Source organism: Anaerobiospirillum succiniciproducens DSM 6400, from assembly GCF_000482845.1.
GTDB classification, from domain to species: Bacteria; Pseudomonadota; Gammaproteobacteria; order Enterobacterales; family Succinivibrionaceae; genus Anaerobiospirillum; species Anaerobiospirillum succiniciproducens.
In genome coordinates, this window is record NZ_KI519511.1 from 70,914 (window position 1) to 94,842 (window position 23,929).

15 protein-coding genes are annotated in these 23,929 nt (G+C 44.4%); 7 read left to right on the plus strand and 8 right to left on the minus strand.

Annotated features, from left to right (window positions below; genetic code table 11):
* Nucleotides 1–88: 88 nt before the first annotated feature.
* The gene (locus H524_RS17910) at nt 89–220 is read right to left on the minus strand and encodes a hypothetical protein (RefSeq protein ID WP_281171321.1); all 132 of its coding nucleotides are present in this window, start codon (nt 218–220) and stop codon (nt 89–91) included.
* 501 nt (nt 221–721) lie between these two features.
* Here H524_RS17910 and H524_RS0112225 point away from each other — a divergent pair.
* Entirely contained in the window at nt 722–2,050 is a 1,329-nt protein-coding gene (locus H524_RS0112225) for a nucleobase:cation symporter-2 family protein (protein WP_027940386.1), read from the plus strand.
* A gap of 299 nt (nt 2,051–2,349) precedes the next feature.
* On the opposite strand, the gene H524_RS0112235 is transcribed toward H524_RS0112225, so the two are convergent.
* The 3 genes from H524_RS0112235 to H524_RS0112245 form a co-directional block, all read right to left on the minus strand.
* On the minus strand, nt 2,350–2,859 hold the full coding sequence (locus H524_RS0112235; protein WP_027940387.1) for a cyclophilin-like fold protein: 510 nt from the start codon (nt 2,857–2,859) through the stop codon (nt 2,350–2,352).
* A gap of 137 nt (nt 2,860–2,996) precedes the next feature.
* A complete protein-coding gene (locus tag H524_RS0112240; protein WP_027940388.1) occupies nt 2,997–3,524 on the minus strand; it encodes a hypothetical protein in 528 nt (175 codons plus the stop codon).
* A 610-nt stretch (nt 3,525–4,134) separates the two neighbouring features.
* Entirely contained in the window at nt 4,135–4,998 is an 864-nt protein-coding gene (locus H524_RS0112245) for a DUF2262 domain-containing protein (RefSeq protein ID WP_027940389.1), read from the minus strand.
* Between the two features lie 1,327 nt (nt 4,999–6,325).
* On the opposite strand from H524_RS0112245, the gene H524_RS0112255 reads away from it, so the two are divergent.
* From H524_RS0112255 to H524_RS0112285, 5 genes are all read left to right on the plus strand, one after another.
* Nucleotides 6,326–12,205 (plus strand): autotransporter domain-containing protein, encoded by a 5,880-nt coding sequence (locus tag H524_RS0112255; protein ID WP_027940391.1) that lies wholly within the window; start codon nt 6,326–6,328, stop codon nt 12,203–12,205.
* 897 nt (nt 12,206–13,102) lie between these two features.
* Nucleotides 13,103–14,392, plus strand: a complete 1,290-nt coding sequence (locus tag H524_RS0112265) for a tetratricopeptide repeat protein (RefSeq protein WP_027940393.1) — start codon at nt 13,103–13,105, stop codon at nt 14,390–14,392.
* Between the two features lie 853 nt (nt 14,393–15,245).
* Complete coding sequence (locus H524_RS0112275; protein WP_027940394.1) at nt 15,246–15,641, plus strand: DUF4878 domain-containing protein; 396 nt, start codon at nt 15,246–15,248, stop codon at nt 15,639–15,641.
* 256 nt (nt 15,642–15,897) lie between these two features.
* Nucleotides 15,898–16,230, plus strand: a complete 333-nt coding sequence (locus H524_RS0112280; protein ID WP_027940395.1) for a hypothetical protein — start codon at nt 15,898–15,900, stop codon at nt 16,228–16,230.
* A gap of 345 nt (nt 16,231–16,575) precedes the next feature.
* Nucleotides 16,576–17,091 (plus strand): DUF4303 domain-containing protein, encoded by a 516-nt coding sequence (locus H524_RS0112285; RefSeq protein ID WP_044122439.1) that lies wholly within the window; start codon nt 16,576–16,578, stop codon nt 17,089–17,091.
* Nucleotides 17,092–17,699: 608 nt separating this feature from the next.
* Here H524_RS0112285 and H524_RS0112290 read toward each other — a convergent pair.
* From H524_RS0112290 to H524_RS0112315, 4 genes are all read right to left on the minus strand, one after another.
* Nucleotides 17,700–18,113 carry a DUF4878 domain-containing protein gene (locus H524_RS0112290; RefSeq protein ID WP_027940397.1) on the minus strand — a complete coding sequence of 138 codons (414 nt, stop codon included), beginning with the start codon at nt 18,111–18,113 and terminating at the stop codon, nt 17,700–17,702.
* 487 nt (nt 18,114–18,600) lie between these two features.
* Nucleotides 18,601–19,011, minus strand: coding sequence for a nuclear transport factor 2 family protein (locus H524_RS0112295; RefSeq protein ID WP_169726164.1), 411 nt, complete (start codon nt 19,009–19,011; stop codon nt 18,601–18,603).
* Nucleotides 19,012–19,706: 695 nt separating this feature from the next.
* The gene (locus H524_RS0112310) at nt 19,707–20,117 is read right to left on the minus strand and encodes a nuclear transport factor 2 family protein (protein ID WP_027940399.1); all 411 of its coding nucleotides are present in this window, start codon (nt 20,115–20,117) and stop codon (nt 19,707–19,709) included.
* Between the two features lie 248 nt (nt 20,118–20,365).
* On the minus strand, nt 20,366–20,821 hold the full coding sequence (locus tag H524_RS0112315; RefSeq protein WP_156907619.1) for a hypothetical protein: 456 nt from the start codon (nt 20,819–20,821) through the stop codon (nt 20,366–20,368).
* A 1,399-nt stretch (nt 20,822–22,220) separates the two neighbouring features.
* Here H524_RS0112315 and H524_RS0112320 point away from each other — a divergent pair.
* Nucleotides 22,221–23,045 carry a M48 family metallopeptidase gene (locus tag H524_RS0112320; RefSeq protein ID WP_027940401.1) on the plus strand — a complete coding sequence of 275 codons (825 nt, stop codon included), beginning with the start codon at nt 22,221–22,223 and terminating at the stop codon, nt 23,043–23,045.
* Nucleotides 23,046–23,929 lie beyond the last annotated feature (884 nt).

A 23,929-nucleotide genomic window follows, 5' to 3' on the forward strand; every position in this document is an offset into this window, starting at 1 on the left:
AGGCCTTTTATGGCTGTACTTGTGAATTGCACATGCCGAGGCTCGGGTATTTGTCTTTATGCCCCACTCCCTGTTGCGCCAGCTATAGCTATTGCTGCAGCTGTGGCTGTGGCTGTGGCTGTGGCTGTGGCTGTGGCTGTGGCTGTGGCTGTGGCTGTGGCTGTGGCTGTGGCTGTGGCTGTGGCTGTGGCTGTGGAACAGCATGCCTCATAGTGGGCATTTGCAAGTGCTATTTGTGTAGATGTCTTACTTGAAGGCTAAAGGTGCTCTGTTGCCATGGTTATGTAATTGGCTTGGGTAGCTTGTGAAGATCGCGTTGAGGGCACATCGTTTTTAAGGCCACCATACGATGGCCTTTTTCTCTAGTCGCGGGAAAATAGCTGATTCTTGGATACAAGCTCGTTATGCCTAGATACAAGTATTATTTTTATGCAAGATGGTAAAACAAAAAGTGTGATTTTGGACGCGCAAAATCACTTTTTACGTGTACAATACCGCTCATCCTTTTAGCTTTCTGTGGCTCCAAAACCATCACACCTACACTCATTATGTGTAGAACTCTTTTAGTGGAGGGGAGTAACAGTAGGCTGTTCTTTAAAACTTTTTGTTGACGGTAACTGTTCACATGTCAGAGCAAGAAAACAAGTCCGTACAGGCCACTAGCGATAATGCTAAGGGTGTAGATATTAGCTATCATGAGCCTAATGGCACTGTAAAGGAGATGAAGTCTGAGCTTATCTACGGTCTTAATGATAAGCCTCCAGTTAAAGATGCCTTTTTTGCAGCACTTCAGCACTTATTAGCTATCTTCGTAGCTATTGTTACTCCTCCTCTGATCATTGCAGGTGCCTTAAACTTTGATATTGAGACTACCTCTTTCTTAGTCTCCATGTCTTTATTTGCCTCAGGTATCTCCACCTTTATTCAGTGCCGTAAGCTTGGTCCTATTGGCTGCGGTCTTTTATGTATTCAGGGTACCTCTTTTTCCTTCATCGCCCCAATCATTGCTGCAGGTGCCACTGGTGGTTTATCCATGATCTTTGGTGCTGTAATCGCTGGCTCCTTTGTTGAAATGGCCGTAAGCCGTGTGCTGCGCTTCACTCGTAAGATCATCACCCCATTAGTTTCAGGCATTGTAGTAACCTTAATTGGTTTATCCTTAATTAAGGTTGGTATCACTGCTTGTGGTGGTGGTTTTGGTGCTATGAGCAATGGTACCTTTGGCAGCATGGAAAACTTAGGCTTAGCTGCTTTAGTATTAATCTCCATCCTCATTTTCAATCGTAGCTCTAATCGCTACTTACGTATGAGCTCCATCGTTATCGGCCTGGCTATTGGCTATGCAGTAGCTTTTTCTATGGGTCGTGTCGATTTTTCACAAGTACAAAGCTATGGTGGTTTCAATGTTCCAATGCCATTTAAGTATGGTATCGACTTTGATATCTCTGCCATTATTGCTTTAGGCATTGTGTACTTAATTACCGCTATCGAAGCTTATGGTGACGTTACTGCCAACTCCCTCATCTCAGGTGAGCCAGTAGAAGGCCCAGCATTTATCAAGCGTGCCTCTGGTGGTATCTTAGCTGACGGCTTCAACTCCATGGTTGCCGGTATCTTAAACTCATTCCCTAACTCTATCTTTGCTCAGAACAATGGCATGATTCAGCTTACTGGTGTAGCTAGCCGCTTCGTTGGTTACTACATTGCCGGCTTCTTAATCATCCTGGGCATTTTCCCTGTAGTTGGCTACATCTTCTCTTTAATCCCAGATCCAGTTTTAGGCGGCGCTACCTTACTCATGTTCGGCACCGTTGCTGCTTCTGGTATTCGTATCATTGCCTCTCAGCACATCAACCGTAAAGCCATCTTAGTTATGGCCATCTCTTTCTCATTCGGTCTGTCTGTAGAGCTCGTACCAGATGTGTTAAAGCAGTTCCCTGAAATGATTAAGAACATCTTTAGCTCTGGTATTACCACTGGTGGTGTTGCAGCTATCGTATCCAACATCCTCATCCAGATCAAAGAAGAGCCTCAGTCTGTAGAAGACTAATTTAAACTCACCCCACACTCAATGCGCTAGAGTAAGCCTATTGGCCCTCTAGCGCATCTCACCTCATCACCCTGCCCAACAGCTAACCAGCGCAATCAGAACTCAACATCCAGGCCAATAGCTCTCCAGCGCCATTTCCCATCAGCATCCAGGCCAAAAGCTCACCAGCGTCATCAGCCCTCGACATCCAGCCCAATTCAACTGCTCTACAAAGTCATCTGCACTAACCATGACCAACGGTTTTATAGCGCACAGCTCAGCTCTATATTCCGTGCAAATCCAGCCTTAGCCCCATGTGTCTACTTATGGCGAGCCTCTAAGAAAGCTACCGCTGGCTTATAGTCGGATAAGGTTTTAACTGCCTTTTCAGAAATCTCACCAATCTTGTAGCAACCTGCAAGCTCTGGGCTGTCGACCAAAGCAAAAGTGACACGCTTAAGCTGAGGGTCATAGACCACATCTTGAGGGCCTACCTCATTAAGCTCGCGATCGCCTTCATGTAATAGGCCATCATTAAGGCTAAAGACTAAGCCACCGGCTCCATTAGTATCTAAATCGATACGTAATGGCAGACGGTTGAGTAAATCACGGCTGACATTGGAGTTATTGAGCTCAAGACGAATCTCTGATCCCTGCTGTAGCTTCATCACTACCTTAAACTCACTAAGCTCGCGATCTTGCGGGAGGTTATCAAGCAAGGTAGACTGTGTGCCTGCAATGCCATTGTCAGACTCTGCCTGAGCAAACGGCATAGATAAAGAGGTAAGCAGTGCTATAGCACTAAGGCAGGTTAAGGTTCTTAAGTTCATAGAAAATCCAAGTGTGCAGCAGCAGATGTGTTGGTATTGCTAAAGATAAGATGCTGATATATAAGCACAGCTCTTAGAGTTAACCCAAAGTAACCTAAGGGCATCGCACTTCATCAAGTTAAGCTTTGACTAATGCGCTAATCTTTTAATGAAGCCCAACGCTCATCTGCTAAAAATGCCTCTAAGTCTTGCTTAGGCTCAACTAACGCAAAGTCTAACAGCGCCAGCTCAGCATCTAAGCTATCGCTCTTTTGACCGAGCTTGAAAAGCTCAATTGGCTCTTTAGTGTCTAAAGCAAAGAAGTTTAGTGGTTCTTCAAAGCGTTGCCATTCAATACGGACATTATGACCATCTAAGCCATTTTCTACTACCTTGCCTGCAGCAAGCAGACACATTGCCTGTATCGGTTTAGTAACACCGTAAGCTTCTAAACCAGAGGCTACACTCATAGCAGTCTTCAGCAGCACTACATCGCCAACAAAGAGATTGCAGACACGATCCTCCATTACATGATTCTTGCCAGGGTATTCCCAAAAGCCCTTGTCAACAAACTCATCACGACGATCGTAATCGCGGCCTTCATCTTCAAAATCTACAGTCAGCACTGCAAAATAGCCGTGCTCATCGGCACTCTCACGCAGCTTAGCAAAGAATGAATCGCTCATAATCTCACCTCAATTTACACAAGAACCATGGTCTTAAGTACAAGACAAATCATGACGTAATACTCAATGCTGCAGTACAGCTATACAACCAAGCTCTTGCTCAAATCTTACTAAAAGAATTGACCACCCACGATTAAAGCACCAATGCTTAGCTTTGTATAGCACGGCCCGTCACAAAGCCACAATACTCCCGCACCAACGACCAAAGCAGTCAAGCGCAGCACCACTAAATCAGCTCACGAACACGCCATCGCGCAAAAACAATACCTTGCCACCGGCTTCCACTGCTGCTAAGACAAACTCTCTAAACTCTACCCATCGACATAAGCAGGTTTATCAAGGCACGTGCCCTGTAGCCAAATAGAGATGAAGACTTAAGCACAATATGCAAAAGATATTGCCCAAACCTTAATGATCAACCACCGACAAAGTACGAACTAGCTAAGACTATCTTTTGCACTATGCCACATCGCCCGCTGACCGACCTTGGCCTTGGCCCTGTGGATATGGCACAAGCCCTAGCATAGGCCATGGCGGGGCAGAGCAAGAGCCGTATGGCTGATGGTATGGGGTAAAGGCTGCTTCATCTATGAGAGTGGTTTGCTTAAAATCAACCTGCAATATAAGCACGCTCAAATGTTAAGTTTGGTATTGTTCCTTCAACAATAATGACATGGCCCCAAAACATGTCGTCATCATCATAATAGGCGCAAATTGACCCATCAGAATCAATGGATAGCTCACTTAGTCTAATACGTTTCATGAAGTCTTCAAGGCTTAGGCCGTTGGGGTAAAGTTGTGATTGCTCATCGTCGTCGGCTATCCAAGCATTAGCATCCTCGAGAAGGCTTTTGGCAGCATATTCGCGCATCAAGCGGTCAAACTTTTCTTGTGCTTGGAACATGGTATGGGCATGGCTAAGAGATTGAGTGCAAGCATCGACATTGTCTTCATCCACATCTAAATACAGTTGCACCTCACTTGCGTTGTCTTGGCCTGCACACCAGTCAACCTCTGATACAAAGTTGCCCATATTCTTATCCAAAACAATTTTGCCTAGCATAGGATCATTTATCGCAACTTCACGTAAAAACTCTTCTTTAATAGCCTGTAAGGCGCTGTGCTCAATATCGGACTTAAGTACTTTGTGTAAACAATAATGTTTTGAGCAATACTCCTGACGGCTCTCATCCATTGTGTCAGGATCAATTAAGTATTTGGAGACTTCAACTTCATAAGTATGAAGTGCTTTGAGGCGATCAAAGGTTTCTGATCGTGGAGCATTTTCCCAAGCTACAGGCCAGTTAAGTGTGAGCTCATTATCGATTAAAGTGCCATCAGGTAAGACCATAGCAAGTATTTTGCAACTAAAGTTACCGTAACCGCCAATATGGCCAATACCTAGATTTTCTTTAACTAAAATAGTGGCAGTAAAAACTTCACTTTCATATTTTTTATAAAAGGCTTCGTACATAGCAGAGCTCCTTAGACTTAGGCTTAGGCTTAATTTTGTAAAAATTTAGCCTGTATAAGTATAAGTGAATATCGTTGCAAAGAACCGTCCCCCTCGTTTTGAGCAAAAGGGAGACTCTCTTAGTCAGCGGCGCGAGAAAATAGCCAAACAATATGGAAAGGCTAAAGCACAAAGAATGGTGTCACAGCTTGAAGTGACAAAGTCTATGCGCCGATACAATAGCTTAAAAAGAGATTTGCCAGGTACTATCTTTAGATACCAAGGTAAGAGCCTTGTATTAACTAGCTTGCTATCAAAAGGACTGTACTATCGCACTTTTGGTCAAGGTAAGAAAAAAGCTTGGACGTACTGTGCCAAAGACTCAAATGAGTACTTGGCTGGCATTTGCTAGTGTATTTTTACCTGACAATGAAGAGCCCACACCAACGACTCAAGCAGAGAAGCACAAAGCATCACTAAATCAGCTCACGGACACACCGCAGCAGCAAAAGCCAATACCTTGCCACCGACTTTCACTACAGCTAAGAGATACTCTCTATACTCTACCCCTCGACATAAGCAGGTCTATCAAGGCTCGAGCTCTGTAGCCAAATAGAGATGAAGACTTAAGCAAAATATACAAAAGATATAGCCTAAACCTTAATGAGTAACCACCGCCAAAGTACGAGCTTACTAAGACCATCTTCTGTACTATGCCACATCGCCCGCTCATACCCACTGCATCTAAGCGTTTAATGCAAAAGAGGCCATCACTGCATGATTATGTCATCATAAGTGGCTAGGGCTAAGGATTAAGCTATCTACTTTCAATCGACATGTTCACTAGCCAAACCTTACTCAAAATAAGTATTTTCAAGGCTTAGGCAAACTCTAAATAATCTCTTGCCACCAGCATAAATAAGGTTAGACAAGTATATATACGCAGTTTGCAAAAAATGTGATGTAGTGATGATATAATTTGCAGTATTTTACGAGCTAGTTCACAGACTTAACCTTAGAACTCGTTCTAACACGCGTCAAATACAAACAAGCTGTTGTTACTATTAACTACTTGTTAACAGAATTCTTTGCACTTGATGCTCTTACATTCTTAAAAGAGCCTAGTGCTCCCCCACTCTTAAACAAGAGTACACAGTCTTTTAGAACTAGCAATCTTTACTAACCAAGCGCTCCACCACCAAGATAGTTACTACCATCTTGGATTGTCAGTGCGGCCAATGCTGCACAAGACGGCTAAGTGCTTTCCATAAGGCCCCTGATTTTTGGTGGTCTTGGTTGACAAAACTTAAGTTTGTTCCACCCTTCACTTTTGCGGATTTAAAAACCAATGAAGCAGACTAATAACGCTATTAAGTTTTTAATGGCCCAGTATCGCGCTGTATTCAAAAGCGCATACGTCTCAGGCATTACCACTGCCGTTGCTTTAACCTCTTTCCTCGCCGCCGCACAGGCTAACGCCGCCAATGCCTTAGACGCAGCAGGCTGGGATAATGCACTTGCAGGCTCCTCCAATGGCTCATTAGTCATCAATGGCGAGACCTCTACCGATCCAGCAAAGGGTGAATACACCTCATTAAACATCACCTCTGCCGAAGACAAGCCTTTAACTCTCTCCGAAAAGCAGAAGCTCTCTCTCGTTGGCGACAAGGTTACTGGCGCTAAGATCTCCGCTACTGGTCAAGGCAAGACCTTATCCTTAACTGGTGAAGGTGCTTTAGAGGTTGATGCAAAGAATGGCTTAACCTTAGAGTCATCTGCTTCTGGCGCAAAGTTAAATGTTGACTTAGGCTCAGTTAACATCAAGAAGGGTAATGTTACCGTAAATACTACCAACGCTGATGCTACTGTTAACTTAGCTGCTAACAGCATTGTTATTGGTAATGGCGAGTCTGGTGATGGTGCTACAGTTACCTTAAGCGGTACTGGCACCAATGTATTAGGCGGCACCTCATCATCAATCGTTGTTAAGGGCAATGGTAAGGTTGAGACCAAGGGCACTAAGGACAACACCATTCAGGGTTCATCTTTAGTTGCTGAGAAGGGTTCAACTTTCACCTTCGGTGATAAGACCAACTACAAGGTACAGAGCTCTACCTTCACTTCTTCAAACATCACTGTTGAGGCTAATGGTGAGTTAAACGTAGATCTCGCTGAGATCGGTACTGGCAAGCCAGGTCAGATGACCATTACTGGCGCTGAGAAAGAGACCAGCAAGGTTAATGTTGGTGGCACATTAAACGTAAAGACTGGTGTTGTAAACATCGACAAGCACGTTGAACTCAAGTCTTCTGCAGCTTCTGGCACCAACGACTATATTGCTGTTGGTGATAACCTAGCTGCTTCAACTGATCCATCAAAAGCTATCTTTAAGATTAGCAAGGACACTTTAAAGGGCTACTTAACAGGCACCAATAAGGGTTCTTTACTAATTCAGTCAGGAGGTACTCTCTATATCACTGATGAGGTTGTGCTTAATACAGACCTTACATTTGCAGGTACTGTAACAGATGGTGCAATTAGCCAAGCTAACAAGGCTGGTGGTGCTTTAGGCGGTTCTAATATCGTTATTACTGATGCTGTTCAGAATGCAGGCACCTTAGCTGTCAAGGCTGACAAGCTTACCTTTGGTGATAAAGAAAAGGATAAAGATAAGAACTTTGATTTCGCCACTGGCGTTGGCAACTTAGAAGCTAAGAACGTTGAGTTCAATGGCAAGTCTTTTAACCTGAAAGAGACCTTAACACTTCGCAATGTATCTGCAAGTGGTGATAAGGTTGCTGCAGGTGAAGGCAAGGTATCAGGCAATGTAAATATCAATGGTACCGATGCAGCTCACGGCTTTAATGTTGATGGAGGTAAGTTCAACTACACCTCTGGTGAGATGACTTTAACTAGTGGCACTATCACAGTTACTAACTCTAAAGTAGACGAAGGCGCAGTATCAAACTTAACCTTTGACAAAGACACTAAGATCATCGTAACTGGCGCTAATGCTTTTACTGCTAAGGCAGAAAAGAAAGGCTCAGTCTTAGATATTTCTAAGGCAACTTTATCTGGCTCAGCTACTACTACCGCCGAAACCACCTTTAGCGCTCAATCTGGTGGTCGCTTAGTAATCAGCAAAGAAAATATCGCTGCAGTTTTAGACAGCAAAGCCTCTGCCGCATTAAAGGCAGTTAAGTTTAAGGCTGAAAACGATGGTACTCTTGCACTTAGCAACGACGTAGTTTTAGAGCTCGGTGGTACAAATGTTAATCCAATCTCTGTTGCAGATAAGACAGGCTCAGATAATGGTGGTACTTTAGAAGCAAATAGCGGCCTTACCCTTAACTACACTGGTAATGCCGGCACTAATCCTCACTATGCAGTTAGTGGTACTTTAGTTGCCTCAAATTTAAAGGTAAACGCAAAGGAAGGCTCTACTGCGAAAGACTTTGTATTAGGCGACGGTGTTTACAAGATCTCATCAGGTTTAGATTCTGAGAACTCTGGTAACTTTGTAGTAGTAAGTGGCTCAGCCGCTACTGATGCTGGCACAAAGTCAACTCTCTTACTCGGTGCTGTTTCTACTAACGAGAAGGGTGAGTTAGTTACATCTAAGGGTGGCAGCGCAACCAATATCAAAGTAGCTGATAATGGTATCGTTACTGTCCAGTCTGGCGAGTGGAATGGTAAAAAGGTAAATGTAACCAACACTGCACCTGACTCATTTACTATTGGTTACACAAGCGGTGACAAGACTGCAAATGCAGCTTTCAACGGCACTGACTTAACCGTTGCTAATGCAAACACCTTTACTATTAACCGTGGTTCTTCTGCAAAGTTTGAGACCGTAAGCGGTGGTGCAGCAAGTGCAATCAAGGTTAACGGCTCCTTAACTATTACCGGTAAGGATGGTGTAGACTTCATTAATGCTGGCAATTCAGCTACTGGCACCATTGAAATGGGAGCTAACTCTGAAGTTACTCTTGGTGAGCACGCTGTTAAGAAAGGCATTACTAAGGTAGACGGCGATACCGTTACCTTTGATAGCAGCTTCGAAGCTGATCAGTTTAAGATGGGCAAGAACGCCACCTTTAACTTAAACTTAGGCGTTTTAGCAACTGATAAAGAGAAGACCATCACCATCAGTGCTAAGGGCTTAGAAACCTTAAAGGGTCAGCTATTTAAAGACTATCAGAACGGCCAGATTGACGGCTTCTTAAACATTGGTAATGCAGACATCAAGGGCCTGACTATCAGTGGCGATAAGGTTTCATGGACTGAGTACAAGAACTTCCAGGACACTGTATCTAGTGTAACTTCTGACAAGTTATCCAAGGCTACCGTAACTGACGTTGAAGGCACTTCATTCAAGGGTTCTGTTGGTGCAATTGCTCTTAAGAATGGTACTGACACACTGACTGTTGATGGTAACACCATCTTAGCTAATGCCTCAGGCAACAGCGGCTTCTTTGTATCTAATGGCACTAATGCCGGCAAGATTACTATCAATGAAGCTAACTACTTAACTCTTAGTGGTGGTGGTAAGGCTGGTGCAATTACCCTCAACAACGGTACCGACAAGGATAACAAGACCACCTTAGTTATTAGCAGCAAGGGTGACGCTCCTGTAACTGAGCTTGGCGCAATCTCAGGCCAGACCGGTGGCACTGGTGCTACAAACAACTCAGTACAGATCGTTGGCAAGACCAAGGTAACTGGCACTATCTCAAATATCGAAGATCTTGAGATTGGTAGTGAGCTTGAAGTTACTGACAATGTTACCGTTACAAACCTTAAGTCTTTAGCATCTAAGGGCGTAGCCCTTAAGATGGACGGTAAGAACTTAACCGTATCTGGTGAAGCTAATTTCGCTGGTGACATCACTGCTAAGAATGCTACCTTCTCAAAGACTGGTGCAAACACTACTGAGGGCGACTACGATGCTAAGCTCGGTGGCAATAACACCATCGAAAAATTAAGCTTCACCGGTCATGGCATGATCAACAACGGCGGTACCACCAAGGTAACTGATACTCTGACTGTTGCAGACAAGAAGAGTGTTACCGTTGCTCAGGGCGCAACCTTAGATGCTAAGCACATTACGCTTACCCAAAAGACTGGTACTAGTAATGACAATACTCAGCTGATCGTTGGCCAAGACAGCAGAACTGCTAAGAAGAACGGTATTGATATCGCAATTGGCAGCTCCACTGGTTACTTAGTTGCTAACACCGTAAAGCTCAACGGCGGTGACTTAATCGCTGATCCAGATTTTGGCGGTGCAGCTTCTATCGTTTCTGTGGCTGGCTTTGGTGAAGCAAACTTTGACACTACTAAGGACTCTGCAGGTATTGTCGACGGTAAGGCTATTGCGCTGCAAAACTCCATATTAGCTGTTGGTGTTGAGAATGAGAAGAGCGATAAGACCTTAGAGAAGTTACAAGAGCTCTTTGCTGACTACTTAGATCCAAGAACCGCTAGCTTAATCTCCGAAGGCTATGGCTCTATCATGTACGTTGCTAAGAACGTAACTGTTGAAGATGCTAACGGCAAGCTCATCATCGATCCTAAGCGTGGCCTTGAGAAGTACAACAAGGACATGACTGCTGGTACTGGTAACACTGAGTACCAAAACGCAATCAACCAGAATGCTGCATACATCGGTGAAGGCGCTGCTTTAGCTGTTTCAGCTGATGCTGCAGTTAACAGCTTCGATACTAACGGCTCTCAGAATGCAGCAATCAAGTTTGATAAGGCCACTGCATCTGTATACGCAGAGAAGAACTCATCTGTTCTGTTAACCGGCGACTTCAGCTCTATGGATAGCATCAAGTTATTCGCAGATAACGGTGCTGGTGCTTCAGGTGGTGTAACCATCAACGGTAATGACCTCAAGGCAACCACCTTAAGCGGTGTTTATGAGTACGTCATGGAGAAGGGTAAAGAAACTAATGCTAATGGCTTCCAGCTGAACGTTAACAAGGACGTTCTGGATAAGAGCTACCACGATGCATCTCACCCTGCTCGCAACACCATCGTTGCTTATGCTAAGAAGGAGCTTGCAAACGGTACTAAGCTGCACGGTGATTTTGTTGCAGGCGTAACCTTCGATGAGGCTACAAGTCAGTACAAGAAGGGCAATACTGTCTTAACCGGTGCTGAGATTAAGAACTACATGCACATTGGTGATAAGGTTTACACCAAGGTTAACAACCGTTTCTTAGAGAACATCACTCAGAACCTCAACTACGGTCACGATGTTGATACCATCACCCGTTTAGGCGCTTACTCTGGTGTTGCTCACTCAGCTATTGCTGCAGGCAACGTCACTACTAACGCTGTTGCTGCTCGCTTTGCAATTGGATCATCCCCAGTTGACTTCATTGCAGCTCAGAACAACATGGGTGGTAGCGCATTCGTAGCTCCCATGATGAATCAGTTTGAGTCTGATGGCTTTGATTCTGAGGGCGTAAGCTACGGTGTTGATGTTGATACCACAGGCGTAGCCTTTGGTGGTGACTTTGAGTTCACCCCTCAGATTCGTGCTGGTGTGCTCTTTAACATCGGTTCTGGTGATGCTAAAGGCAAGGGTCAGGCATCTACTGCCTCTAGCGACTTCGACTTCTATGGCTTATCTGTATACGCTGGTTACAACGTAGACCGTTTTGCTGTAGTTGCTGATGTAAGCTACACCAAGATTGATAACGAGGTTAAGGCTTTCATCACTGATGAGACCATCAAGGCTGACTCTACTGCTACTAACATGAGCTTAGGCGTTAATGCTCAGTACACCTTCGACTTCAATCAGATGGCAGTTACCCCACACATGGGTCTGCGTTACTCCATGATCGAGGCTGATGACTACAGCATTACTGATGCTGGTTCATTCTCCTCTGATAAGATGAGCGTAATCTCCGTCCCTGTTGGTGTAACCATTGCTCAGGCATACGCATCTGACAACTGGATCGTTACCCCATATGCTGACTTCACTTTAACTGGTAACTTCGGTGACAACTCTTACAAGGGTTCATTCAAGTGGGCAAATGTTGCTAACCTGACCACCGATACTGATACCGAGGTTATGGATAACTTCAGCTATGGCTTAACCTTAGGTATTAATGGTGAGACCGGTAACTTAGGTATGTCTGCAGGCCTGAACTACACCTCATCATCTAACACTGATAACTTAGGCTTCAGCGCAAGCTGCCGCTACCTCTTCTAATAAGAGCAGTTATCAATCATCATGCGCTTGCCAGAGTAGCTGGCAAGCCTCTACAAGGCAGGAGAAATCCTGCCTTTGTTGTTTTTGGGCAGCCGCCTTTGCTAATGCACGGCATAAAGTTGTTTTTGCTCATGCACGGCCTAAAGTAGAGTGCTCTCATGCCCTGGCAAGAGTACGTGTAGCGATTATCTTAGGCGTCTGACTTGTACTCATGGTGATATGAGCTTGTTGGCTAATGCCTTGCTCTTTACTCGCAGTACTACTCTCAACCTTTAGTAACTGCCCTTTTCTTCTATCTTTGCATGCACGTGCACCTGTTGCTTGGCCTCTTACACGCCAAAGCATCTCTAGGCCGTAGCCCCATGCGGCTCATATGGCTTGTACTGTTTTCTTAAGCGCTTATTCGTGCGCGACAAGCTTATAGCTGGTGGGCGGATGGCCCTACTTTCAAAGTGCCTCTTCTTTTTGTCTTGTCATTTTTTACCTTCTCTTCACTGCTAGTTAGAAGGGATCGTGGCTAAAGCTGGTTAGCTGTTTGCTAGGCTGCTTTGGTGGCGTTGCTGGTCTATTTATCTGTTGCCGTGGTTACACTGTGCCTGTGATTGCATGATTATTGTTTTACATTTTTACGTATTTCAATGTAACGTTCTTAACTATGTGTTATGTTTTAATTAATTGATGGTACTTGTCGTGAAACTTTTGCAACCTTGTTTCACGAAAATGCCCCGCAAAGCGGCTATTTTGCGATATTCCTAGTTACAGACAAAAAATCATGTTAAAAATTGTGACGCAGCATTCATACACTATGCTTTTTACGGTTCATATCAAGATTATTGGCCGCTTAATGGTATATTTAGGGTTAATCGACAAACACAAGTGACTAGTTGAGGTATTGATATGTTCATCAAAAATAAGAGCGCTCAGCTCGATAGCATCAGTGCAAGTAACGCTTATTCAAACTCTGCTTGCACTTCAACCGCAGCTAGTTCAAACCTTAGCAATCATCCCTTTGCTAAACTCTCCTTTATCACTGTTGCTGCAGCTTTAATCTTAGGCTCTATGAACCTTGTAACTGAGGCAAAGGCAAGCACCTTTAACTCCCATGTAGCATCAGGTCAAAACATTCTTTCCCGAGAGCAGATTCGCGACCTTACCCATAAATGCGAATCTGGCCATGATACTGAGGCCTGTACTACCTTAGGTGCTCACTACGCTACTTTAGCTATCGATACTAATCAGGATATCGAAGTTAATATGAAGCTTGCTGGCTTTAATCTTGAAAAGTCCTGCTCAAGCGGCAATCAACAGGCCTGCGATATTTGGTCAAAGGCATTAGGCGTTTACGGTACTTACTACATCTCCGAGCGTAGTCCTAAGATTGATTACAAATTAGGCGCACGTATCTTAAAGCGTGGCTGTGAGCTTGGTGATCCATTTGCTTGTGCTCAGCTAGGTACTTTATATCGTGATGGCAAGGGCGAGACTAAGGATAATGCTATGGCCCTGTCCTTATTTGCCTCAAGCTGCGAGTATGCTCAGGCCAAGAGCGAGCACGTTAAGAAAGGCGATGGCAATATCGGCTTAGGCTGCTACTACCAAGGTCAAATGCTCTACACTCAAGCTAGCCAAAAAGCAGATGCAACTGAAGCTGACAAGTCTGAGGCCTTTAAGTTCTTTGATATAGCTTGTAACTTAAATACCCCAGAGGCTTGCTTAGATTTAGCTAATTACCACACTCAGCTCAATCAAGGCGAACAGGCTATTAAATACACCAAGCAAGCTTGCTTGGCAGGTAATGCTGATGTGTGCCTGCAAAATGCCATGCAGCTGCATTTAGCTGGCAATGATAAAGACTCCAACTACTTCTTAGATATTGCTTGCCAAATGGGTAATGGCGATGCCTGTACTCTCTTTGCTACCAATATCTTAAGTGGCATTGCTATCGAGCAAAATGCCCAGACTGCCTTAGAGATGCTTAATAAGTCTTGCGACGTAGGCAATGGTCTTGCTTGTACCTTCTTAGGTCAGCTTTATTTAACTGGCGGCAAGGACATTCCTAACTACAAGACCGAGATTAACTTAAACTTAGCAAATGCCTACTTTGGAAAGGCTTGTAAGCTCGGTATTGCCAATGGCTGCTCTGGTGCTAAGCAAGTTCATGATGCTATGAAAGCTCAAGGCAAATAACTAATTTACTCTCTAGCATATATTTCAAGCCCCGCCCACGCGGGGCTTTTTATTGCCTTAAGCCAATATAGAAACCCTCGCCATTCAGACTGGCAGACAAGTAAGATATTGTAATTGCTCTTACATCTCAAACTGCGCTGCCCTGCTACCTCTTGCGTTGCTCAAGAGCTAAGAACTGTAGCCTTGTGGCCGTAGCACCATCCTTAACAACGCTACTTAGCGTATTACCATAAATCAGCATCTTGCATTGTAAGCAACGATGCTTAATTGCAAGCCTAAGTTTTCTGTCCATGCATAGCTAAGACAAGATGGCGATGACAGCATGTCATAGTGGCGTTCGTAGTGGCTATGAGCAATTGAAAGCGGCTCCACAAAAGACTGGACACTACCTAAGCTCTGGCAAGGCACCAACTTATCTCAACCTTGCTGCAGTATCAAGCGCCCGCTTAGCCTATTTGAGAGACTGAGCCTTAGCTTTACATCATCCTCAGATGCCTTGCGTTTGTAACTGTCTAGAAGCGTGGTGTCCGCCCCTGTTGCAGCGTAGCATCAGCGCTTGGGGCTCTGTGTATAGCTGCTATGTGGCTTTTAGGTCGAGGATGCGCTTGCTCTTTTGTGTGGTGGGTAAGATGAATGCGGTTTAGCCGACTTGCCTGATAAGGCTGCGAGAATATGGCCTTATTTAGTACTTGGCAAGTGGTATGGGCTCTTAGCAAAGTGCTGCTTTTAGGTTATGATTAACAGCAATCCAAACAAACATCACTATTTTCTATGTGATAGCTGCGTTCATACTTGTATCGAGCCTGTCTATACATTGCACCATTTCTTGCCTCATGTAGTTAAGGAGTTTTACATGGCATCTAAGCTTACGCTGATTGCACTTGCGCTTAGCGCAACTCTAATAAGCAGCGCCTGCTCTGAACAATCTAAGCCTGATAAGGTTGCCAAAAACTTCCTCGACTCTATCTACTCTGGCAATGTCAACCATGCAGTAAAGCTGATGTATAAGCCTAAAGATGCCGCAGCTTATGAAGATGACCTCGTAGCTCAAATCAAAAGTATTTCCCAAAAGGCTCGCATTGGCGCTAATACTCTTGGTGGCTACAAAGGAGCCCAAACTATCTCAGTAAGCGATGAGGGTGATGAGCATATTGTAAGCATGCAGTTGAGTTTTGGGGATGGCACTGAGCTTGAGAGCGTAACAACTCTGGTAAAACACGACAATAGCTACTTAGTCAAGCTTCTCTAACTAAGGTCGCTACTACAGCCTTGCGCATGCTAATGCCGCTACCTTGCCTTGGCGTTTGCAAGTCACGCTATGCTGCTATATAGCGTGCTATGGTGCGTCCTAAGCTATAGCTATATATGAGGCTATATAATCCCTGCTTATCAGTTATACATAGCCGTTTGATGTAGAGATACGATTTCTAGCTACGCACTATCGATAGTTTTTTAGTATGAGTGCGTAGCTCAAAATATCTGCAACTCAGCTAAAGGATTGCACCATGTTTTTCTTTAAAAACCTCACTGAAGCTCAGCGTAAGTTGGCTGCTACCATTGGATTTGTCGTAATGATTGTAGCCTTACTTGCCATGTCTGGCTTAAACGACAAACAAGCACCTCAAGACACAACAACAGGTGCAGATACCAGCGAGCAAGTAGTAGCTGCAAATGAACAAGCTGCATCCTCAGATGAGCAGGCTGCTGCTGATAAAACCGAGGCAACAGATGAGCAGGCCGCAGCCGATACAACCGAGGCAACAGCCAATGCATCTGATGAGGCAAGTACCGATGCAGCTGCAGCTATGACTCAGAGCAGCGAGGACAAAGCAAACTAAGCAAGTGCTGCTCGTTGTGAACACAGACAAGCTTAAGATCCTGCTACAGTAGCTGCCCAAAACAAAGCTATAGCCCTGAATATAGCGCAGCCAAGCAATGCAGCTACACCAAGGCCAATACCGCAGCAATTAAGCTGTATAGCCAATAAGGCCGATACGGCCGCTTTAAAGCTCTATAATCACAGCTTGGCACATGCAGCAGCAATAAGCTTTTATAGATAGCCTCGCGGGCAAAGCATCGCCATTAAGACTCATTTGCTGGCACATACTGCATCAGTAATGGAACTTATCTAATGCATTAGCGGTTAAGTAGCTGCAGCATCATACTCAACTAAGGTACTTAATATGAAAGATGAACTACTTCAACGTAAACTGCAATGGCTGCTTAACAAGCTTAGTGATGATACAAAAGACTTTTTAGAAGAAAATCCTGAGCTAACCTTCTATAGCGTAGGCTTAGATTGCAATAGTGAATATGGCACTGTGATGCTGTGCTTTAACACCGAAGATGAGTTTCAAAAGAGCTTAGAGCACTATCTTCAGGGTAAGTATGCTGATATGTATCAGACACCTGAAGATATTTTAGACTTGCGCTTTAATACAGGCGATTGGGAATACCAAGATGTTGCTTCGTATGAGGTATTTTCTGAGCAAGAGCTACAGCTGATGTTTGGCGATGATCTAGATAGTCAAATTGAGTGCATGATGGATTTTAACTATCAAGTCCTAAAGGCTTTTACTAAAACTCCAGTCTATCAACAAATTCCTAAAACTAAAGATTTTCAGCCTATCTGCATAGACCATGAAGATGATGTTTTAGAAGCTTTAGAGCGCAGCAAAGAAGAGCTACAAAATACCTAAGCCATTCAAGGCAATTACTAAAGGCATGTTTGATGGTTTACGCTCTTTAGTTACTATCCTTGGCTTTATCTTATCTTCCTAAGAGGCCTAGCTGACTCCTTATACTATGGAGCAATTTACAGCTAAGCTTCGTCACGTCGTCAGCATATTGTGAGCACAGCATCAGGCAGTTAACTACAGTGATGGCAGCACCATGTGTGATGTAAAGTACGGTGTTGAGCTTGATTGAACTTCAATAACTTCAATACTGACCTGAGCTGGGCTTCAAGGCTGAGCTTGATTGAACTTCAAGGCTGACCTGAGAGGATCGCTTGCGATCTGAGCTGGACTCGACTGCATGGCTGAGCTGGACTGCAAGGATGAGCTAAGTTGCGCTGGTTTGCTATCTGAGCTAAGTGGCTTGGGGTGCACGGCTTTGCCTATGCTTTAGCAAGGAGAGGCAAAGCTAGGCATGGACATTGGCAATGCCTATTTCATAAACATAAAAGGCCCAGATCCCAACACTTTATCATTAGGATACTAGGCCTTAGGCTGTTAAAGCGCTTTTGTTAAATGCCTTTGCTATGGCTTTAGGCATCGAAGATTGCTTAAGCTATAACTTAATGTGCCTACATGCTGATGAAATACTCATCTTGATAGCGATGAACACGGGCAAAGGAGATCACCTCAGTACCATCTTCAAAAGTACTCTTAATCTGCACTCTTAAATTGTCTGGGGATGGACCTAACTGATGCACGCCTAAAATCTCGACATCGCTTAAACCGCCACAGTTTTCCACTAACTTGACGGAGCTTGAGGCCTCACGTACGAGGTTTTCAGCTAAGAAGTCGATTTGTCTTTGATTATGGGCAGCAACATTGTAGCAAGCTAAAGCTGCTTCACCATTACCACTATATACTGCTGTTACATATGCTTTAGCAATCGATTCTGGTGAGGATCGATCAGATGAGCATGCAGTTAATATTGCGCATAATGCTAATAACAGGAAAATGCGAGCAATCTTAATGCTATAGCAGAGCATGATAAGACCTTATGTTATTTTTGTTGTTAAGCTGTAACTAAAATACACTTATATGTTGTTTGAGTGTCGCGTATTGTATCTATGCAACTTCCACAGATCAAGATATATACGGCGTTTGCTGTAAAGTTGCGCGACGCTTTGCACTAAAATCTAGATACAGACGCAGCAAAATCCGATTAAATCAGGATCTAGCGCCTACATACAACTTTGAGAATGATTATCATCAAACTCAATATGTATGAAGAGGACAATAAAAGTCCCTTTTACTCGCGCCTCAAAGCCCCTTTAAGCCCAACTCTTATTCAATTTCAACAGTGCTGCAATTAAGGCACGTCTTAGCAGAGCTAAAAGAGCCACTAGCTTTTCTTGAGGCTATAAATCTTGCTCATAAAAAAGAGCAAGCTAAAACTTGCTCTTAATCAATTGCGCTAAATTATAGCTACTGTAGCTGTGTCTTATAAGCGCAACAAATACTAGAGGCTATCTACTAGAAAGATACCTTGTACTTGCCGCCTACGTTAACTACCTTAACCTCGCCATCTTCGGTCTCGCCATTGCCAAAGGTGGTCTTGAGCTTAACGGTACAAACGCCGCCTTCATCCTTACACTCACCAGTAACGCCAGTGCTTACAACTTCCTTGCAGCCGCCGTTCTTCTCAACTTCGCCCTTGACGCTCTCCATAGCGATCTTAAGCTTGCCATCCAGTACAGCCTTCTCGTCAGAGCTAAGCTTACCGGTGTCGATTAACTCTAACATCTTGTCTGACTTGCCCTCATAGACATACTTAGAGAACTGCACTGCTACGTCCTCAGGCTTTTCAGAACCACCGCAAGCGGATAAAAGTAATGCAGCAGAGCCTAAAACACCTGCAGCTAACCAAGTCTTAAGTTTTGGCATAGGTAATACCTCATGTGCGGCACTCATAAACTCAAAACGAGCTAATCTATCAACATAAAGTGCCGAGTAATTGTCAAAAACATGCATGTCAAAAGGACAGCTAGTACGCATTATCATGCATTACAATTGCCAAAACTGAGTTTTACATCCCATTTGCACCATCTACAGCCATAGTGCACTAAATTGTAACACAGCCCATCAGGGAACAAAGATACCCAAACCCTGCATTAAAGTGCCCTATACCCCTTAAAAAGGCTCAATAATCCATCAAAAAGTAGCCATTGCCTCGCCTAAATCACGAATAGCAAATGGTAAACTCCACTGTCAAAACATGCTTTTACACCCAGAGCCATAAGCAGCAATTCAACTCTTCATCCTCATTAGCAGATAACAAGATTGCCACTTGCAACCAGTAAGAGATAAGCTTAGCTAAGCCCGTTTGAAAATGGATGGGATTGGATGACAAAGTTGGGCTGAGCTTAGCGGATGGCGATCTTTAAGCTTAGCTTAGCTTTGCTTAGCTTTGTTGCCTGCATCAAGCGCATTAAGATCGAACAGGTGGCTGTAGAAGCATGACTTTTGGGCATGCCTATGCGCATGGAGGTGAATATTGGTAGGCAGAATAAAAAACGGCCCAAGCAAATAGCACTAGGCTAATGCAGTGGGCCGCTTTTAAAAGTAGTGACTAATAAGTACTACTTGAGGGAAACCTTAAGGACGCCTTCTCGGTTAACTAAGGAAACCACACCGGTATCGGTAGAACCATCGCCAAAGGTGTGCTCAACCTTAACGGAGCAAGCATCGCCGTCATTAGCGCAGTTGCCATCAACGCTTAGAGCCTTAGTGCCCTTGTAACCATCGCTCATCTTAGCCTTGGTCTGAACAGGAGTGAGAGCAACAGTAAGCTTACCCTTAGCAAGCTTTAACTCGTCCTCGCTTAAACCCTTGGTATCAACTAAGGTCATGACCTTATCGATATCATTTTCAAAAGTTGCCTTTGAGAAGGCTAAAGCTGCATCTTCTGGCTTTGGACCGCCACAAGCAGTCATGACTAAAGCAGAAGCACCCAATACTACGGCACTAACGAGGCCCTTGAACTTGCGCATTACTATTCCTATACACACATAAGAGATACTGCTATTGAGCAGTAATCAAAACTGACTATAACTTAACTAACACAAGTCCTCATGAGATTGCACTTACCTTGCGTCGTCAAGATTATATACGACAATATAGATCTTAGACACTTTTTAGTAGCTTAAGCCTTTTTGAGATAAATTCACAGAATGGCCATTGCCGCTTGTGCTGCAATGCACTTTCTAAAGATGCCGCCGCACTATCAACTCTAAGCGCACTACATTTTGACCTTGAGGTTGCCATTTACGTTAATAAGGTTAATGTCGTTTTCGTGCACGGTGCCATTAACAAAGCTTATTACAAGCTTAACGCTGCACTCATCTTTGTGGCTATAACAATCCCCATCTACAGCTAAGACTTTTGCCGACTTATAACCATCATGCAATGCAGCATGCACCGCCACTGGCTTGAGTGCGATAGTAAGCTTGCCCTCTGATAATGCTCCTGACTCATTCTCAGTACTATTTGCATCATTACTGCTGTTTGCCTTCTTTTTACCATGGATTGCAACATAGTCCTCATCGGTATACATGATGCTCATGATTTTTTGGACATCACCGGCAAACACCGCTTCATTGAAGGCAAGCGCTATATCCTCAGGCTTTTGCTTAGGCCCTGAGCAGCCCACCATAATTAAGCCACTCAGCGCAAGCACCATCACCAACAATCTCATACTAAATCCTCATATTGCTTACAGCAGACCATGCGCTCCGCTCCGCACCATACCGCCAGCACTCCCTGCCGCGCATTGCACAGCACTGCCTAGCTTTTAGGCTAAACCGAACTGTATTGCATGGCCTTGTACAGCCGCCATGTAGCAAATTGCTCTTAGCTGCGCTGCGATCTTAAGAGCTTAAGCTGAGCTCATCACAAGACAAGTAATGATCACAACAACAACCTTGCAGCGCTCATCATCAAGCATCAGATGGTTAATTCAGCCTTTTTGAAGAACTTTAATGTCTACTTTTATTAAGCGACGCCTATGCTGATGCTGTATGCGTGAACTAGCTAGTTCATAAAGAGTGCCATGCTAAGAGGCTAGCTTTTAAGCAGGCAGAACTACAGCGCATTAAACAGCCACTCGCACAGTCTGTATAAAAGCACGAGGGCAATTAACAGATGCCTCATCACCTCATAGCAACCATAGATCATGCTTAAGTAAGGTGATCTTGCCTAACAGCTTAGCACGACCACAGGCCATAAAGTCTCTTATTTATGGGTTTCATGACGTGTATATAGATTTTGTGGGTGATGAGCACGAGCTTTTTATAGATGCTAGGTCTTAGATAGGAACGAGCATCAGGCTTGGGCATGCTCATGGCCTGTAATTAATAACCTGCAGTTATGTCAGCCATGGCTCTGCCTTCACTTAACGATGCCATGCTCATTTATAAAACACGGTACTGCTGCGCCGCTAAACATCCTTAGCGACTGACCATTGCAACCGCTCCTTGGTTGCTGCTCCTTTGCCGCTATCCTTTGCAACTGCTCCTTTACCAGTTAACCTTGCTGCTGATCCTTTGCTGCTTTCAACTGCTGTTATACATGCGTGACGAGATGAGGCCGATTTTGAAGATGGCTACTTGCTCCATGCATGGTTCGAGAGCATGGCATGGGACGGGGTATGTCATTTTTGAGTTATGCAATGTAGTGCAGCTACTTCTTGTAGTGCAGTGGTGCCGGCTAGCTCAGCTGTACATGTCTTACAGGGTCTTGGTTTGGCATTGGGCCTATAGCTTATATGGTGGTTTTGGGTGGATTTGGCGTATTTATGCGAATTGTTGTAGCTAGGCTTGGGGTGGTGATTGACAGAAAATGGCTTGTTGACATTCAAGCTTGCAACATTTGAGAGCAATGATGAAGCATTGCTCACAAAATGACAGCAAACTAAATTTTTACTATGTCTTATCACATAGAATGTCACAAAGCTTTTAAGGGCACTTCAGGGTGACGTTGCTTTTATCTCTTAAAGCTAAACAGTTATTCGTACCTAAGGCTGGTAGTGTTATCCGTACTTTAAGCGGCTGCAGCCTAGGTATATTGAGCAGTTTATTATTTCAAGGACGATTAGCATGGCAAAGAAGTCTGTATTAAGTGCACTGGCAATGGCCTTAACCTTAGCTGTATCAGCCCCTGCACTGAGCGGCTGCAATAGCACTACCTCTAACTCTGTCACTACTGACCGTACCCAAATCATGCTCGTATCTGAGCAAGAGGTGATGGCAGAGGCAGATAAGTACTATCAGAATGTTTTAGCCGAGGCTAAGCGCACTAATACTCTCAATACCAACAAGAAGACTTACAATCGTGTACGCAAGATTGCTGACAAGATGATTAAGATTGCCCCAACCTTCCGTGCTGACTGCAAGGACTGGAAGTGGGAAGTTAATGTCTTTACCTCTGATGAGGTTAATGCCTGGTGTGCTGCTGGCGGTAAGATCGGTGTTTACACTGGCATTATCGATACTCTCAAGCTTACCGATGATGAGCTTGCTACAGTATTAAGCCACGAAATTGCCCACGCTCTGCGCGAGCACTCCCGTGAGCAGATGTCAGCTGAGTACGCAAAGCAGACTGCCATGTCAGTTGCTTCATTCTTAGGCGTTGAAACTCAGAAGTTACAGCTTGCCGATATCGTCTCTCAAGTTGGTCTGAGCTTACCATTCTCCCGCTCTCACGAGACTGAGGCTGATGAGCTTGGTTTAGAGCTGATGTACCGTGCTGGCTACAATATCGATGCCGCTCCTAAGCTCTGGGAGAAGATGATCGCCTTATCTGGCAGCTCCAATGGTCTTACCAACCTTCTCTCTACCCACCCATCAGGTGAGGATCGTATCGAGAACTTAACTCGTGTTGCTGCTGAGCTTAAGGGCTCCAAGACCGACGCTAAGAAGTAATTAACGCTATAGCCACCGCTATATCAAGGCTAGCTTGGCTCTATCAAGAGCTAGGCTAGCTGCAAAATAATAAATCCTCCCTTGCCAAGCCCTTTCCACAAGCAATCAAACAATCACCAAGCCTCTTTTGCACTCCCATCCAATCAAGATAGCCTTTTACCACCAAGCTACCTCAATAAGCCCAGACTTCAATCAGCACCAGACTTCAAGCTGCACTAGGCATTTAGCGCACTAAAGCCGCACAAGTCGGCACTACTCTTAGTTAGTAATCTGTCTAAAAGACCAAGACGTACTACCACGCTTCGCAAGGCTAACTTTTTAGCAGACCAAATATCCTAGCCTCTAGGCTCACACATAGCTGAACCTGACCTTTATGCATTAGCACCAAGCAAACTTCACTAGCAGCACTCTTTTAGCAGTTCTCACGTTCTGTTAATTACTACAGTTAGTAACAAGATCTCCATTTTTTGAAGATAACAGTTCTAGGCAGCTATAAAGCAACTGTAGCCTGTCTTTTGTGCTGCAGTTTTAACGGCAGATGTTGTTGTGTTCATAGTGTCTTGCGATCTCACTAAGAGCTAAATCTAAGCCCATCTAGCCGTACAAAGTGCAAGATGCCCTGCTCTCGCTTCAATCCATTGGCCAGCGCTGATATGGGGCATGCTTTTGCAGAAGCTCATCTCAACCAAGCTCTGTACAGACTCATGATCTACCTCATCAGCTCGATAGATACTAACGAAGCAGCTTAGGACAATGGGCCGTTTAGCTAAGTTGGGCTAATTTTAGCTAATAACGCTTTTTTGAAACGCTAGTGGCTACTGCAGCTACTCGCCTTTTAGAAAGTGGTCATACCCATTGAGTCTCAATAACTCTCAATGAGTCAT

What these genes read in the sequence shown, in the direction of transcription:
- H524_RS0112255 (WP_027940391.1), top strand. Translation starts at nt 6,326, where the DNA reads ATGAAGCAGACTAATAACGCTATTAAGTTTTTAATGGCCCAGTATCGC.
- H524_RS0112320 (WP_027940401.1), top strand. Translation starts at nt 22,221, where the DNA reads ATGGCAAAGAAGTCTGTATTAAGTGCACTGGCAATGGCCTTAACCTTA.
- H524_RS0112225 (WP_027940386.1), top strand. Translation starts at nt 722, where the DNA reads ATGAAGTCTGAGCTTATCTACGGTCTTAATGATAAGCCTCCAGTTAAA.
- H524_RS0112295 (WP_169726164.1), bottom strand. Translation starts at nt 19,011, where the DNA reads ATGCCAAAACTTAAGACTTGGTTAGCTGCAGGTGTTTTAGGCTCTGCT.
- H524_RS0112290 (WP_027940397.1), bottom strand. Translation starts at nt 18,113, where the DNA reads ATGCTCTGCTATAGCATTAAGATTGCTCGCATTTTCCTGTTATTAGCA.
- H524_RS0112245 (WP_027940389.1), bottom strand. Translation starts at nt 4,998, where the DNA reads ATGTACGAAGCCTTTTATAAAAAATATGAAAGTGAAGTTTTTACTGCC.
- H524_RS0112285 (WP_044122439.1), top strand. Translation starts at nt 16,576, where the DNA reads ATGAAAGATGAACTACTTCAACGTAAACTGCAATGGCTGCTTAACAAG.
- H524_RS0112240 (WP_027940388.1), bottom strand. Translation starts at nt 3,524, where the DNA reads ATGAGCGATTCATTCTTTGCTAAGCTGCGTGAGAGTGCCGATGAGCAC.
- H524_RS0112235 (WP_027940387.1), bottom strand. Translation starts at nt 2,859, where the DNA reads ATGAACTTAAGAACCTTAACCTGCCTTAGTGCTATAGCACTGCTTACC.
- H524_RS0112315 (WP_156907619.1), bottom strand. Translation starts at nt 20,821, where the DNA reads ATGAGATTGTTGGTGATGGTGCTTGCGCTGAGTGGCTTAATTATGGTG.
- H524_RS17910 (WP_281171321.1), bottom strand. Translation starts at nt 220, where the DNA reads ATGCCCACTATGAGGCATGCTGTTCCACAGCCACAGCCACAGCCACAG.
- H524_RS0112275 (WP_027940394.1), top strand. Translation starts at nt 15,246, where the DNA reads ATGGCATCTAAGCTTACGCTGATTGCACTTGCGCTTAGCGCAACTCTA.
- H524_RS0112280 (WP_027940395.1), top strand. Translation starts at nt 15,898, where the DNA reads ATGTTTTTCTTTAAAAACCTCACTGAAGCTCAGCGTAAGTTGGCTGCT.
- H524_RS0112310 (WP_027940399.1), bottom strand. Translation starts at nt 20,117, where the DNA reads ATGCGCAAGTTCAAGGGCCTCGTTAGTGCCGTAGTATTGGGTGCTTCT.
- H524_RS0112265 (WP_027940393.1), top strand. Translation starts at nt 13,103, where the DNA reads ATGTTCATCAAAAATAAGAGCGCTCAGCTCGATAGCATCAGTGCAAGT.